Source organism: Methylobacterium phyllosphaerae (genome assembly GCF_001936175.1).
Lineage (GTDB): Bacteria > Pseudomonadota > Alphaproteobacteria > Rhizobiales > Beijerinckiaceae > Methylobacterium > Methylobacterium fujisawaense.
In genome coordinates this window covers 1160629-1173110 of record NZ_CP015367.1, presented here as the reverse complement: position 1 = coordinate 1173110, position 12482 = coordinate 1160629, and the positions used below count along the sequence as shown (strand labels likewise).

At 73.1% G+C, this 12482-nt stretch carries 13 protein-coding genes and 1 tRNA gene; 5 read left to right on the top strand and 9 right to left on the bottom strand.

Annotation, left to right across the window (positions count from 1 at the left end; all coding sequences use genetic code 11):
* The first annotated feature begins 106 nt into the window (after nucleotides 1-106).
* Nucleotides 107-182, top strand: a tRNA-Glu gene (locus MCBMB27_RS05135).
* A 324-nt stretch (nucleotides 183-506) separates the two neighbouring features.
* Here MCBMB27_RS05135 and MCBMB27_RS30905 read toward each other — a convergent pair.
* From MCBMB27_RS30905 to MCBMB27_RS05105, 7 genes are all read right to left on the bottom strand, one after another.
* The gene (locus tag MCBMB27_RS30905) at nucleotides 507-680 is read right to left on the bottom strand and encodes a hypothetical protein (RefSeq protein WP_335633071.1); all 174 of its coding nucleotides are present in this window, start codon (nucleotides 678-680) and stop codon (nucleotides 507-509) included.
* 315 nt (nucleotides 681-995) lie between these two features.
* Nucleotides 996-1388, bottom strand: a complete 393-nt coding sequence (gene copM, locus MCBMB27_RS05130; RefSeq protein ID WP_075380011.1) for a CopM family metallochaperone — start codon at nucleotides 1386-1388, stop codon at nucleotides 996-998.
* Nucleotides 1389-1413: 25 nt separating this feature from the next.
* The gene (locus MCBMB27_RS05125) at nucleotides 1414-1779 is read right to left on the bottom strand and encodes a hypothetical protein (RefSeq protein WP_043389384.1); all 366 of its coding nucleotides are present in this window, start codon (nucleotides 1777-1779) and stop codon (nucleotides 1414-1416) included.
* 19 nt (nucleotides 1780-1798) lie between these two features.
* Nucleotides 1799-4948 (bottom strand): efflux RND transporter permease subunit, encoded by a 3150-nt coding sequence (locus MCBMB27_RS05120; protein ID WP_075380010.1) that lies wholly within the window; start codon nucleotides 4946-4948, stop codon nucleotides 1799-1801.
* Between the two features lie 11 nt (nucleotides 4949-4959).
* Nucleotides 4960-6693 (bottom strand): efflux RND transporter periplasmic adaptor subunit, encoded by a 1734-nt coding sequence (locus MCBMB27_RS05115; RefSeq protein ID WP_043389379.1) that lies wholly within the window; start codon nucleotides 6691-6693, stop codon nucleotides 4960-4962.
* Between the two features lie 87 nt (nucleotides 6694-6780).
* Nucleotides 6781-7206 carry a hypothetical protein gene (locus tag MCBMB27_RS05110; protein WP_335633070.1) on the bottom strand — a complete coding sequence of 142 codons (426 nt, stop codon included), beginning with the start codon at nucleotides 7204-7206 and terminating at the stop codon, nucleotides 6781-6783.
* Nucleotides 7207-7326: 120 nt separating this feature from the next.
* Nucleotides 7327-7539 (bottom strand): heavy-metal-associated domain-containing protein, encoded by a 213-nt coding sequence (locus MCBMB27_RS05105; protein WP_043389375.1) that lies wholly within the window; start codon nucleotides 7537-7539, stop codon nucleotides 7327-7329.
* Nucleotides 7540-7959: 420 nt separating this feature from the next.
* Here MCBMB27_RS05105 and chrA point away from each other — a divergent pair, with 420 nt between their 5' ends.
* Entirely contained in the window at nucleotides 7960-9201 is a 1242-nt protein-coding gene (gene chrA / locus MCBMB27_RS05100) for a chromate efflux transporter (protein WP_075380009.1), read from the top strand.
* Nucleotides 9202-9375: 174 nt separating this feature from the next.
* Here the strand turns inward: chrA and MCBMB27_RS05095 are convergent, their stop codons facing one another.
* Together MCBMB27_RS05095 and MCBMB27_RS05090 are read right to left on the bottom strand one after the other, a co-directional pair.
* Nucleotides 9376-10509 carry a nickel/cobalt efflux transporter gene (locus MCBMB27_RS05095; RefSeq protein WP_075380008.1) on the bottom strand — a complete coding sequence of 378 codons (1134 nt, stop codon included), beginning with the start codon at nucleotides 10507-10509 and terminating at the stop codon, nucleotides 9376-9378.
* Nucleotides 10510-10519: 10 nt separating this feature from the next.
* Nucleotides 10520-10798, bottom strand: coding sequence for a metal/formaldehyde-sensitive transcriptional repressor (locus MCBMB27_RS05090; protein ID WP_043389372.1), 279 nt, complete (start codon nucleotides 10796-10798; stop codon nucleotides 10520-10522).
* A gap of 88 nt (nucleotides 10799-10886) precedes the next feature.
* On the opposite strand from MCBMB27_RS05090, the gene MCBMB27_RS05085 reads away from it, so the two are divergent.
* The 3 genes from MCBMB27_RS05085 (at nucleotide 10887) to MCBMB27_RS05075 (ending at nucleotide 12390) form a co-directional block, all read left to right on the top strand.
* Nucleotides 10887-11090, top strand: a complete 204-nt coding sequence (locus tag MCBMB27_RS05085) for a DUF1289 domain-containing protein (protein ID WP_075380007.1) — start codon at nucleotides 10887-10889, stop codon at nucleotides 11088-11090.
* 186 nt (nucleotides 11091-11276) lie between these two features.
* Complete coding sequence (locus MCBMB27_RS05080) at nucleotides 11277-11603, top strand: YnfA family protein (RefSeq protein WP_075380006.1); 327 nt, start codon at nucleotides 11277-11279, stop codon at nucleotides 11601-11603.
* Between the two features lie 406 nt (nucleotides 11604-12009).
* Nucleotides 12010-12390 carry a hypothetical protein gene (locus MCBMB27_RS05075; RefSeq protein ID WP_075380005.1) on the top strand — a complete coding sequence of 127 codons (381 nt, stop codon included), beginning with the start codon at nucleotides 12010-12012 and terminating at the stop codon, nucleotides 12388-12390.
* Nucleotides 12391-12482 lie beyond the last annotated feature (92 nt).

The window sequence follows — 12482 nt, the reverse complement described above, 5'->3', positions numbered from 1 at the left end:
GCCCCAACCCGGCCCGCGGTCAAACCTGGGTCCTGTGGCACCAGTGCCGCGCATGAACGGTTGCCGGGCGTCTCCGGTCCGACTATAGAACCCCGGCCTAGCCAGAGCGCCCTTCGTCTAGCGGTCCAGGACGTCGCCCTTTCACGGCGAAAACACGGGTTCGATTCCCGTAGGGCGCGCCAGCACATTCAAGCCCGTAGCTGAAGGTGCTGGTGCGGCTCACATGGCTGTTTCACACCGTTCGCTCAGACCGTGCCAGGCCATGGACCCGCGAGTGATGCCCGTTCGGCACGTGAGGGGCGTACGCGGCCCGCTCGGAGGCTGACCGTCCCGTGGTGGTGCGCCTCCAGCGTGGCGTGCCGCCCGCGGAAGGGGCCTCAGTCCACGGCGAGCGGGCGCCGACGGGCCGGACCACATGCCCCACGCGTCTCAGCCGGGGGCCGGATCGCCGGGTTGAAGAGCCGCAGGGAGCGGCCGGCCCCGCGGGAAGAGGCCGAAAACCCCGCTCACGGGGGCATCGCCAGCATCCGGACCGCCAGGGCGACCATCATCACGCTCTCGGTCAGCCCGACGAAGCCGGGCGGCACCGTGCTCGCCCCGCCGGCGCAGGCGCACTCGATGTCGCGCCCTTCGAGGTCGACCGCCTTGAACACCGCGTTGGCCGGCACGGAGGTCGGCATGTTCGGGCGTGGGCCGCCTTGCCGAGACGGCGCTGCAGGTCGTCGATGAAGGTCCGGGGCGTCGGTTTGACCGGGGGCTCGTCCTTGAGGCGTTCGGCCTCATCGCGGGCCGTGAGCCTGCGGTCCTCGATCGCGAAGCCCCCGCATTCGCGCAGGTCCTCGGCCTTCAGGCCGGAGGGACAGAGGCGCTCGGAGGGGGCCATGCGGTGGAGCGTGGCCTTGCGGGCGGCATGCATCGGTTGCCCCTGGACAGGCGCGGGTGGAATCGGGACGCGGGCCGGGGCGCCCCTGTGGGCGGCCCGGCCCCGGCGGCGACTACCGGCCGTGCCGCTTCAGCCACGCCTCCATGTCGGCGATCTCCGTGGTCTGGTCGGCGATGATCTTCCGGGCCATCGCCTGCGTGGCGGGGTCCCGGGCGTATTTCAGCGCGACCTCGGCCATGGCGACCGCGCCCTTGTGGTGCGGGATCATGTGCGTGCGGAAGTCGACGTCGGGGTCGCCGGTGTAGGGGACGTCCATGTCCGTCATCATCGCCTGGTCGGCGGCCTTGAACGCCCGGGTCGAGGCGTCGTCCTTCGGGTCCGGCTTCATCGATCCCCTCCCCTGGCCGGACATGGAACCGTGGTCGTGCAGGCCCTGTGTGCGGGCGGTGCCGGCGAGGCCTGCGGTCAGCAGGGCGGCGGCGAGGAGGGTCCGAGCGACGGTCATGGAAGAGATCCCTTCGGTGGTCGGTTCAGTTGAACTTGCCGCTGACGGTGGCCCCGTCCGGGGCGGCGAGCTGCACGGCGCCCTTCGGGCGGTCGCCGAGCGCCGCCGGGGCCTTCCCGGTCAGGCGGTTGCCGTCCGCCGGCTCCAGCGGCACGCGGGCGGGCTTGCCGCCGGCCACGAGGATGGCCGTGCCCCTGAAACCCGCGACGGGGACCGGCGCCTGCGTGCCGTCCGACACGTAGACGTCGACGGTCTCGCCCCGGGTGACGAGTTCGACGTGGAAGTCGCCGGCGTCGGCGACGCGCCCGCCGTGCCGGCCCGCAGTCTCGTGGGCGTCGGCGGCGGTTGCGGCCAGCAGGCCGGCGGCAAGGGTCAGGCTCGGTCGGATCATGCGCGTGTCTCCTCGGGGGTCAGTACGCCTCGGCCGGGCGCGGGGGCGTGCCCGACGGCGATGGGTGGGCCGGGGCTTCGGCGTGGAGGGCGCGCAGCCGTTCCAGCGACGTGCGGCCGAAGCGCAGGAACAGGACGGGGGTCAGGACGGTGTCGAGCAGCGTCGCGCTGACGAGGCCGCCGAAGATCGTCACCGCCACCGGGTGCAGGATTTCCTTGCCGGGGCTCGCCGCATCGTAGAGCAGCGGCACCAGCGCGACGCCCGCCGAGAGCGCCGTCATCAGCACGGGGGTCAGCCGCTCCAGGCTGCCGCGCACCGCGAGGTCGGGCCCGAACGGCACGCCCTCGTGCAGCGACAGGTTCAGGTAGTGGCTGATCTTCAGGATGCCGTTGCGCGCGACGATCCCGGTCAGCGTGATGAAGCCGATCATCGACGCCACCGAGAGCGGCTGGCCCACGAGCCAGAGGGCGGCCACCGAGCCGATGAGCGCCAGCGGGACGTTGCCCATGATGATCAGGGCGAGGGCGGCCGAGCGGTAGCGGCTGAACAGGATGGCGAAGACCAGGGCCAGGGACAGCGCGGAAAGCGCCGCGATGGTCCGGCTCGCCTCCTCCTGCGCCTGGAAGGTGCCCTCCAGGCTGGTGAAGAAGCCGGGCGGCAGCGGCTCCTTGGCCACGGCCTCGCGGATGGCCGCCACCACGGTCGCCATGTCGCTTGCGCCGTCGGTGTTGGCCTGGACGACGATGCGGCGGCGGGCGTTCTCGCGCAGGATCTGGTTCGGCCCGTCCGTCTCGCGGATGTCGGCCAGCTGCCGCGCCGGCACCCAGCCCGACGGTGTCTCCAGGAGGAGATCGCCCAGCCCCGCGGTCGTCCGCCGGTCCTCGGACAGGCGCAGCACCACGTCGAAGCGGCGCACGCCATCCACGATCGTCGAGACCACCCGCCCGTTCGACAGGCGGCTGATCTGCTCGACGATTGCGGCCGGCTGAACCCCGTAGAGGGCCGCCCGGGTATAGTCGACCCGCACCTCCAGCTGCGGGATGCGCACCTGCCGCTCGATCTGCAGGTCGGCGAGGCCCGGAATCGCCGCCAGCCGGTCGCGCAGGGCGTTGGCCACCCGGCGCAGGCCGTCGAGGTCGTCGCCGAACACCTTCAGGGCGATCTCGGCGCGGACGCCCGAGAGCATGTGGTCGAGCCGGTGCGCGATCGGCTGGCCGACATTCACCGCCACCGGCAGGGCGGCGAGGCGTCCGCGGATGTCGGCGACGAGCGCCTCCTTCGGACGCGCGGCGTCCGCGTCGAGGGCGACCTCGATCTCGGAGGCGTGGACCCCCTCGGCGTGCTCGTCGAGTTCGGCGCGGCCGGTCCTGCGGCCCACCGCCTTCACGCCCCGGATGTCGAGGAGCAGCCGCTCGGCGATGAGCCCGACCCGGTCGCTCTCGGCGAGGGAGATGCCCGGGCGGAACGTCATGTTGACCGTGAAGGAGCCCTCGTTGAACGGCGGCAGGAAGGCCCGGGGCAGGTTCCAGGCGGCCACGCTCGCGGCCACCACCGCCACGGCGACGGCGCCGACGAGCCGGCCCTGGTGCCGGAAGGCGGCCCCCAGCAGGGCGGCGTTGGCCCGCTTGAGCAGGGCCAGGAAGCGGCTGTCGTGTTGCTCCAGGTTCCTGAGCCCCGGCAGCAGCAGGGAGGCCAGCACCGGGGTCAGGGTGATGGAGGTGAGCAGGCTCGCCAGGATGGAGATGATGTAGGCCTGCCCCAGGGGGGCGAAGAGCCGGCCCTCGATGCCCGACAGCGCGAAGAGCGGGACGAAGACCAGGATGATGATCAGCGTCGCGTAGACGATGCCGGACCGGACCTCGTTCGAGGCCTCCACCACCACCTGGAACACGCTCTTCGGGTTGCCGGCCTTCCGGTTCTCGCCGAGCCGGCGAAAAATGTTCTCGACGTCGACCACCGCGTCGTCGACGAGTTCGCCGATGGCGATGGCGAGGCCGCCGAGCGTCATCGTGTTGATGGAGAGCCCGAACAGGTGGAACACCGCGGCGGTCGTCAGCACCGAGACCGGGATGGCGAGCAGCGAGATGGCCGTGGTCCGGACGTTCAGCAGGAAGGCGAACAGCACCACCGCCACCACCAGCACCGCCTCGACGAGGACGCCCTCGACGTTGCGGATCGAGGTCTCGATGAAGTCGGCCTGCCGGAACAGGATCCGGTCGGCCCGGATGCCGGCCGGCAGCGTCGGCGCCATCTCCTTCAGGGCGGTCTCGATCCTGCGGGTCAGCCGCACCGTATCGACGTCGGGCTGCTTCTCCACCGAGACGATGACCGCGGGCTTGGCCATGTACCCGGCGTCGCCGCGCTTCACCTTCGCGGCGAAGGAGACCTCGGCAACCTGGCGCAGGGATACGGGCGCGTCGTTGACCGTCGCGACCACGAGGTTGCGCAGGTCGTCGAGGCTCAGGGTGCGGCCGATGTTCCGGATCAGGTACTCGCGGGCGTTCTGGTCGGTGAAGCCTCCGCCGGCATTCGTGCCGAACTGCGCGAGCGCGGTCTCCAGCTGCGCGTTGGTCACCCCGAGCGCGCGCATGGCGGCCGGGTTCGGGCCGATCCGGAACTGGCGCACCTCACCGCCGATGGGGATGACCTGCGCGACGCCCGGAATGGTCAGCAGCCGCGGCCGCAGGGTGAAGTCCGCGACCTCGCGCACCTGCATCGGGCTCGCCGTCGCGCTCGTGACCGCCACCAGCAGGATCTGGCCCATGATGGAGGAGATGGGGGCCATCACCGGGGTCACGCCCCGGGGCAGCTGGTTCTGCACGAGCGCCAGACGCTCCGCGACCTGCTGGCGATTCCGGTAGATGTCGGTGCCCCAGTCGAACTCGACATAGGTGATAGACAGCCCCACGCCCGAGACCGAGCGCACCCGGGTGACGCCCGGGAGTCCGTTCATCCGGGTCTCGATGGGGTAGGTGACGAGCTGCTCGACCTCCTGGGGGGCGTACCCCTCCGCCTCCGTCATGAGGGTGACGGTCGGCTTGTTGAGGTCGGGGAAGACGTCGACCGGCAGCTTGGTGGCGGCGAAGGCGCCGTACAGCACCAGCGCCGCGGCGAGCGCGAGGACGAGCAGGCGGTTGCGGACCGACTGGCCGACGAGGACGGTGAACATCGCGGGCCTCCTCAGCGCACTTGGTCGAGGAGTTCGGCACCCTGGGTCACGACCCGCCGGCCGGGCCCCATCCCCTCGGCGACCAGCACGCGGTCGCCGTCGAGCGGCTCGACGCGCACCGGCCGCGCCTCGAACCGCTCGGCGCTGGTGTGCTCGTAGACGACGTCCTGCCCGTTGCCGGTCCGCACGACCGCCGCGCGCGGCAGGGCCAAGCCCGCCTGCTCGCGGTCCGTCCCGGCGAGCACGGTGACGAACTGCCCGACGCGCAGGCCCGACGCGTCGCCCTGGACCGCGAACTGGACCGGGATGGCCTGGTTGCGGTCGGCGAGCCCCGAGCCCTGGTAGGCGAGCGTCAGGAGCCGGCCGTCGGCGAGCCGCGCCGTGGCGTCCTGCGCCGCCGTGAGGGCATCGAAACTCAGCGCCTCGACCCAGAGGCGGTTCGGGTCGACGATCTGGAAGACCATCTGCCCGGGGCTCGCCATCTGCCCGGCGACCGCCGCGGCCTGCGCGACCACGCCATCCACCGGGGAAACCAGCGGCTCGGGCTCCCGGCGGATCCGGTCGAGGGCCGCGCGCCGGTCCTGCAGGCCCTTGAACTCGGCCAGGGCGTCGTCGAGCTGGGTCTGGGCCACCGCCCCCGTCAGGGCGAGACGCCTGTAGCGGTCGACCCGGCGCTCGACGATGGAGATCTGCTGGTCGAGGTCGCCCTGCGTCTGGCGCATGTCGGAGAGGTCGACGGCCTGGATCGGCGGGGTGACGGTGGCCAGCACCTCGCCCCGGCGCACCCGGGTGCCGAGGCGGGGAAACAGCCCCGAGGCCGGAGGCGAGAGGCGGCCGCCGACCGAGGATTGCACGACGCCGCTCGCATTCGGATCCGGGATGATGCGGCCGGGGAGTTCCACCGCGCGGTGGAACCGGCCCTGCTCGGTCATCGTCGTGCGCAGAACCAGCAACCGCTGGGTGGGCTTGGGCACGAAGACGGAGCCGTCGGGCAGGCGCTGGGCGAGATCGGAGGATCCGGACGGGCGCGGCTCGGTCAGGGCGGCACCCTGCACGGCCGGGCCGTGGTCCTCGTCGCCATGCGCGAAGGCGGCCGTGCCGAGGACGAGGGTGATGCCGATGGCGAGCAACGCCACCGCCGGGACGCTGCGGCGCCCGCGCGCGAGCCCGGTCACCAGCATGCCGAGCAGGAAGGCGACGACGACCGCGCCGACCAGGGTCGGATCCTTCTGCCCGAGGCGCGCGCGAACCCCCTGGGCGACCTCGGACACGCGCGACAGGGCGGCCCGCCCCGGTGACGGCTCGGCGGGCGCCGCGGCCGCGCGGCCGGAGGGGTCCGGCACGGCGACCGCGACGGTCAGGACGTCGACGTCCCCGCCCGCCGTGACGGTGGCGACGAATTCGTGCCGGCCGGGCGCCGACATCCACGGGGCCGTGAGCGCGTAGCCGCCCTCCGGCGTGGCGGTCGCGGTCTTCGGGCCGTCCGGCGTCTCGACATCGATGGTCGCGCCGGTCACCGGCTCGTTCGTCCGGAAGCGGTCGAGGAACAGCGTCAGGGTGCCGTCGCGCGGGACGGCGACCAGTTCGAAGGTCTCCGAGAGGGCCTCGCCGCGGGGGGCGATGGTCTTCGAGACGGGCGGCGGGGCCGCGCCGTGGTCATGGCCCTCATGGGCGAGCGCGGATCCCGCCAGAACGGCGGCAAGCGGCGCCATCGCGCCCAGGGCGGCGGCAAGACGGGTCGACATGGAAACGGTATTCCTCGCGGTGGGGATGCCGGGCGCGGCCGTTCGCGGGCGCAGCTCGGGCGTCGCGCGCCTCGGGCGCGCCTCATCTCAGGCGAGGGTTCGTGGGGGTTTGGGCAGGGTCTCGGGGGCGGTGCCGACGCGGCCGGAGACGTCCCCCGGGATCTGCGTGCCGGTCCGGAACAGGGACGGGACGAGGGCGTCGGACCCGGACAGGACGCCGGTCGCGCAGCAGGACATCGTCCCGCAGCAGCGGGTCTTGCAACCGGGCCGGCAACACGCGTCCCCGGTCGGCGCGATGTACGCCGCCTCGACGGCCGTGGTGACGACCTTGGACCACGTGGGCGCCGCGGCGCGAACCGTCGGCTTCGCCGCCGCCGCCGCCTTCGGCTGTGGCTGCGCCGCGGCCATGTGGCGGCCGTGGCCCCCATGGCCGCCATGACCCCCATGGCCCTCGTGGGCCTGGGCGGCGGACGGCGCGACGTAGGCGATGATCGCGAGGATCATCGCCGCCATCAGGCGCGCGATCTGCCGGTCGAAGCACATGGAATCAGGATTACACCGGTTCGGGTGGCGGGACCATGTCGGGCATGGGACGTCCATGCACAGCGCAGGTTGGGTTGGCGGCCCGAAGCATCAGGCCGCCGCGAGCATCGGCTCGGCCGGATAGCCGGCGGCGACGAGAACCCGGGCGATCCGCTCGGCCGGAGCCGAGGCGTTCGACACGGTGACGCGCTTCGCACCGAGGTCGACCTCGACATGGGCGCCGGGATCGATGGCTTGAACGGCGCGGGTCACGGATTCGGCGCAGCCACCGCAGCCCATCCTGTCGACCTTGAAGCGGACCATGACGTTCTCCTTCGGATGCCGTCCCGACGAGATGGGGCTTCCCACCGTTGGAAGGTCAAGCCCCCGGGATCGTCGGGCCTCGGCGTGCCGGCGGGCCTCGGCGTGCCGGCGGGCCTCGGCGTGACGGCGTAGACCGGTGGCCGGTCCCGGGCCGTTGTCGGCCGTTTTGCCGATGACCTTGCCGGGGGGCGATCCCCGGCGGGACCGGGGCGAGACAGGCCTGCGCGGGTGGCTTGTACCGGTCCCTCGATCCCGATACCGACATGCGACACCGCAGGATGGCGCCGCGATCCCGACGGATGCGACCGCAGGGCGCGGCGGGCTTCGCGGGGGCGCCGTCGGAGGCCGTCCGATGCGGGACGCCGCTCGCGAACGCATGGCCGGCCGTCCCCCCGCCGGCACGATGGAGCGAGGCCGCCCATGACCGAAGCCCCCGCGGCCGCCGAGGCGCGGCGTACCGATCCCGCCTCGGCGGGCGCGTCCGGCTCCGCCGGGGAGGTATTCCGCGCCTTCTTCAAGCTCGGCCTGACCTCGTTCGGCGGCCCGGTCGCGCATCTCGGCTATTTCCGCGACGAGTTGGTCATCCGGCGCCGGTGGCTGGACGAGCGTGGCTATGCCGACCTCGTGGCGCTGTGCCAGTTCCTGCCCGGGCCGGCGTCAAGCCAAGTCGGGTTCTCGCTCGGGGTCCTGCGCGGCGGGCTTCTCGGCGGGCTCGCGGCCTGGACGGCCTTCACCCTGCCCTCCGCCCTGCTGCTTCTGGCCTTCGCCTCCGGCGCCGGCGCCCTGTCCGGCCCGGTGGCCGAGGGCGCGATCCACGGGCTCAAGCTGGTCGCCGTCGCGGTGGTCGCGCAGGCGGTCTGGGGCATGGCCCGCGCGCTGGCGCCGGATCGGCCGCGCGCCGGCATCGCGGTGGCGGCGCTGTTCCTCACCGTGTTCGTCGCCGGGTCGGTCGGTCAGGTCGGGGCCATCGCGCTCGGTGCCCTCGCCGGCCTCGTGCTCTGCCGGCTGCCGCCGCAGGAGCAGGCCGGGCTTCTCGCCTTCCCGGTGTCCCGACGGGCCGGCGCAATCGGCCTGGTCGCCTTCGCGCTGCTCCTCGTCGTCCCTCACCTGCTGGCCGCCAGTCTGCAATCCCAGGCTCTGGCGCTGTTCGATGCCTTCTACCGCTCCGGGGCTCTGGTGTTCGGCGGCGGCCACGTGGTCCTTCCGCTGCTGCAGGCCGAGGTGGTCGCCCCGGGCTGGGTCGGCCCCGGCACCTTCCTCGCCGGATACGGGGCCGCCCAGGCCGTGCCCGGGCCGCTGTTCACCTTCGCGGCCTATCTCGGAGCCGTCGCCGGACCGGCACCCCACGGCGTGGTCGGTGCGGCCATCGCGCTGGTCGCGATCTTTCTGCCCGGTCTGCTGCTGGTCTACGGCATGCTGCCCTACTGGGACGCGCTCCGGACGCGACCGCTGGCCCAGGCGGCCATGCGCGGGACCAACGCGGCGGTGGTCGGAATCCTCGGCTCCGCGCTCTACGATCCCGTCTGGACCAGCGCGGTCGGGAACGCGCGCGACTACGCGGTGGCCGTGCTCGCCTTCGGGCTCCTGACCGTCGGCCGGACGCCGCCCTGGATGGTCGTCGCACTCACGGCCCTGGGCGGCGTCGCCCTGGCCCTGCTCTGACGGATCGCTGTCGAGGCCTCGGGCAGCCGTGCGCGATCCGGCCGCCTGCTGAGACCTTCTGGGGGAATCGCCTGCCATGCCCGAGCCCGTCCGTTTCCGGCCGTGCGATAGGCTTTCAGCCCTGGGCCGGAAGGTCGAGGCCGCCGCCGGCGTTTCAGACCCGGCAGTCGTCGCTCACCCGACCGATGTCCCGACCGATGTCCCGGACTGGGCCGCCTGCGCCGCGGCGGCGTGGCGGAGGCCGTCCCAGCCGAGCCAGCCGGTGTAGAGGCCGACCAGCACGATCAGCGCCGCCGAGGCGTACGGCGCCCGGCGTGCGAACGCGCCGAACCCGGACCAGCGGCCGGCCACGTGCCGCACGCTCAAGGCCGCGACGACGCCGGCCGAGACCATCGTGAGCGCCAGCCCGATGCTGAAGCAGGCGACCAGCGCGAAGCCGAGGCTCAACTGCTTGAGCTGGATGCACAGCAGCAGCACCGTGATGGCGGCTGGGCACGGGATGAGCCCGCCGGTCAGGCCGAACAGCACGATCTGCCCCGTGGTCACGGTGCGGCCCTGGAAGCGGCGGCGGATGTCCTCCGCATGCGCCCTGGCATGGGCGTCGTCCTCGTCGCCGAGGTTCATATGATCGTGGTCGTGGTCGTGCTCCGCGAAGGCGACCTCGTGCATCTCCGACCCGGCCGGGCCGTCGAGGCGGACACGCGCCGTGAACGCGTGGGGCTCGGGGATCTCGTCCCGGCTCTCCAGGAAGCCTTCGCGCGCGACGAATCCGAACGCCTGCCGGGCGCCATCCGGGCGCACCGTCTCGACCGTGACGGCCGCGGGGACCGGCAACGATCCGCCCTCGGCCCGCAGGCGCCAGCGCGGCGGCACGCCGTCCTCGAACACCTCCAGCGTCAGCGCACCGTCGCGCGTGACGATGGGCCGATGCGCGTCAGGGTGGTGATGGTCGTGCGCGTGATGCTGCTCGCGCCAGGTCCGCCACGCCATCCAGAACGCGACGCCGAGGATGAGGGCGGCCGAGGCGAGCTGGAAATACGGCTCGGCGGCCTCGCCGCCCCATTCCCGGCCGAGGTACTGGCCGCCCAGCGCGATGGTCCAGACCACCGCCGTGTGGGAGAGCGTCGCCGCCAGCCCGAGCAGGACCGCCTGCAGGACCGTGCCGCGCACGGCGATGATGAACGCCGCCATCATGGTCTTCGCGTGACCGGGCTCCAGGCCGTGGAGGGCGCCCAGCAGGATCGCGCTCGGCACGAACAGCCAGGCATGGGCGGTCCCCTGCTGCAGCAGGTCGGCGAACGGCGTCATGGGGCGGCCTTCATTTGAGGTAGGTCCGGACCACCTCGATCAGCTCGGCGGCGCCCCGGGCGCGCTCGGCGTCCGGTTCCGCGTCCGGGTTCACGACGTGGTGACGGATGTGGTCTTCCATCAGCTCGGCGGTCAGGCCGTTGATGGCCCCGCGCATCGAGGCGACCAGCATCAGGACGTCGGCGCAGCCGAGTTCGGCCTCCAGGGCCCGCTCGACGGCTTCCGCCTGTCCCTTGATCCGGCGCACCCGCGCCAGGAGCTTGGCCTTTTCCTTGACCGTGTGGGCCATCGCGGGCTTCCTCGTCGTAGTGACGTATAGGGGGGTACCCTATATGTGTCCAGCGGCGGACGGGCCGCCTGGCGTACGGAGCCCTAACATGAAGACGGACGACCCCTGCATCGGGGTTTGCCAGTGGGACGGGCGGACCGGCTGGTGCCTCGGATGCGGCCGCACGGTCCCGGAGATCCGCGCGTGGCGGAAGATGACGCCCTACCGGAAGACCGCTCTCGTTCGCGACCTGCCGCGGCGGATACGGCAGATCGCCGCCGTACAGGCCCAAGCCGGTCCCGGCAGGACCTGACGTGGCGCGTGGACGGCAGCGTGCGCCCGGGCGCAGCTTGGCTCCGGCGGCGCCCGCACGGCTCGGCCGCCTCAAGCCGGGACGGGAGGAGGTCGAGACGGCGCCGGCCCGCCGCGTGGTCAGGACCGGCGCCTCCGGCCCGTGTCGCCGGTTTGCCGCACGCACGGCGCATGCGAACACGCGCCCATGCTCACCTATCCCGCCTTCGCCGCGGCCGCCTTGGCCGAGATCGCCGGTTGCTTCGCCTTCTGGGCGTGGCTGCGCCTCGACAGATCCCCGTGGTGGCTCGTCCCGGGGATGGCCTCGCTGGCGCTGTTCGCCTCCCTGCTGACTCTCGTGGAGAGCGGGGCGGCGGGACGCGCCTATGCGGCCTACGGCGGCATCTACGTCGTCGCGGCCATCCTGTGGCTCTGGGGCTTCGAAGGCCACCGGCCCGACCGCTGGGACATCGCCGGCGGCCTCGTATGCGTGCTCGGCAGCGCCCTCATCCTGCTCGGGCCGCGGGGCGCCTGAGCCTCCGCCGACCGCGCCGGACCGTCGTTCGGTCCGGGGCGGTCCGGGGCGGTCCGTTCCGTCGGCGAAGTCGTGGTTGGGGGGATGGGGCCCCGTTCATCGAAGAACGACCTGTCCTCGTCGCGGCGCGGATGGTGATGCCGGCCGACGTCGATGTCGACGTGGTCGTGCGGCCGCCGGTCGCCGGAGCCGCCCGCGGAGGATTGGGCGGCTGCCGCCAGGGCGAAGAGGCGTCGTCTCCTGTCGGGTCTCTCCCGATGCCGGCCGAGCCAGGCTGTCGCGACGGCGTTGAGCCGCGACGGACGGTGACATTCCGCACTCCGTCGGCCGGACCGGCGACCTGACCGCCCGGCGTTTCGCCCCCGCGTCTTGTGGCCCGACGCCCGCATCGCCCATAAGGAGCACGATGAAGTCGGCGGGACGCCAGCGAGCCTTCGGGGCCTGGACGGGGTGGTGGGCGATTGCCGCCCGCGCGCTCGCGCTCGTCCTGGCGCTGGCCGTCGCTCTCCCGACCGCCGGCCTCGCCGAGGACCTGGCGTATCATCAGAACCATCCGGGACACGACCGGACGGAGCTGGTCATGGCGTCGGACCTGACGCCGGCCTCGGCCCGGGCGGCGGATCCCGGCATCGCCTGCCACGTCCATTGCGGCTGCCACGTGGCCATGCCGTCGGACGGCCTCGCCCCCGTTCCGCCCGCCCTGCCGTCCCGACCCTGCTACGCCCCGGTCGACGCGGCGTGCGCCTCGATCTCCCCCGACCGCCTGCCGCGTCCGCCGCGCGCCTGAGGTGACGCCGCGACGGCGCGCGTCCTGAACCCCGGGTCCGAGGCCCCGGGGCCGCTTCCTCACGTCATCGCAACGGGACCGGCCCGGAAGCC

Excerpts from the sequence above, each read along its gene's own strand:
- MCBMB27_RS30905 (WP_335633071.1), bottom strand. The coding sequence starts at position 680 with ATGCCGACCTCCGTGCCGGCCAACGCGGTGTTCAAGGCGGTCGACCTC.
- copM (WP_075380011.1), bottom strand. The coding sequence starts at position 1,388 with ATGACCGTCGCTCGGACCCTCCTCGCCGCCGCCCTGCTGACCGCAGGC.
- MCBMB27_RS05125 (WP_043389384.1), bottom strand. The coding sequence starts at position 1,779 with ATGATCCGACCGAGCCTGACCCTTGCCGCCGGCCTGCTGGCCGCAACC.
- MCBMB27_RS05120 (WP_075380010.1), bottom strand. The coding sequence starts at position 4,948 with ATGTTCACCGTCCTCGTCGGCCAGTCGGTCCGCAACCGCCTGCTCGTC.
- MCBMB27_RS05115 (WP_043389379.1), bottom strand. The coding sequence starts at position 6,693 with ATGTCGACCCGTCTTGCCGCCGCCCTGGGCGCGATGGCGCCGCTTGCC.
- MCBMB27_RS05110 (WP_335633070.1), bottom strand. The coding sequence starts at position 7,206 with ATGGCGGCGATGATCCTCGCGATCATCGCCTACGTCGCGCCGTCCGCC.
- MCBMB27_RS05105 (WP_043389375.1), bottom strand. The coding sequence starts at position 7,539 with ATGGTCCGCTTCAAGGTCGACAGGATGGGCTGCGGTGGCTGCGCCGAA.
- chrA (WP_075380009.1), top strand. The coding sequence starts at position 7,960 with ATGACCGAAGCCCCCGCGGCCGCCGAGGCGCGGCGTACCGATCCCGCC.
- MCBMB27_RS05095 (WP_075380008.1), bottom strand. The coding sequence starts at position 10,509 with ATGACGCCGTTCGCCGACCTGCTGCAGCAGGGGACCGCCCATGCCTGG.
- MCBMB27_RS05090 (WP_043389372.1), bottom strand. The coding sequence starts at position 10,798 with ATGGCCCACACGGTCAAGGAAAAGGCCAAGCTCCTGGCGCGGGTGCGC.
- MCBMB27_RS05085 (WP_075380007.1), top strand. The coding sequence starts at position 10,887 with ATGAAGACGGACGACCCCTGCATCGGGGTTTGCCAGTGGGACGGGCGG.
- MCBMB27_RS05080 (WP_075380006.1), top strand. The coding sequence starts at position 11,277 with ATGCTCACCTATCCCGCCTTCGCCGCGGCCGCCTTGGCCGAGATCGCC.
- MCBMB27_RS05075 (WP_075380005.1), top strand. The coding sequence starts at position 12,010 with ATGAAGTCGGCGGGACGCCAGCGAGCCTTCGGGGCCTGGACGGGGTGG.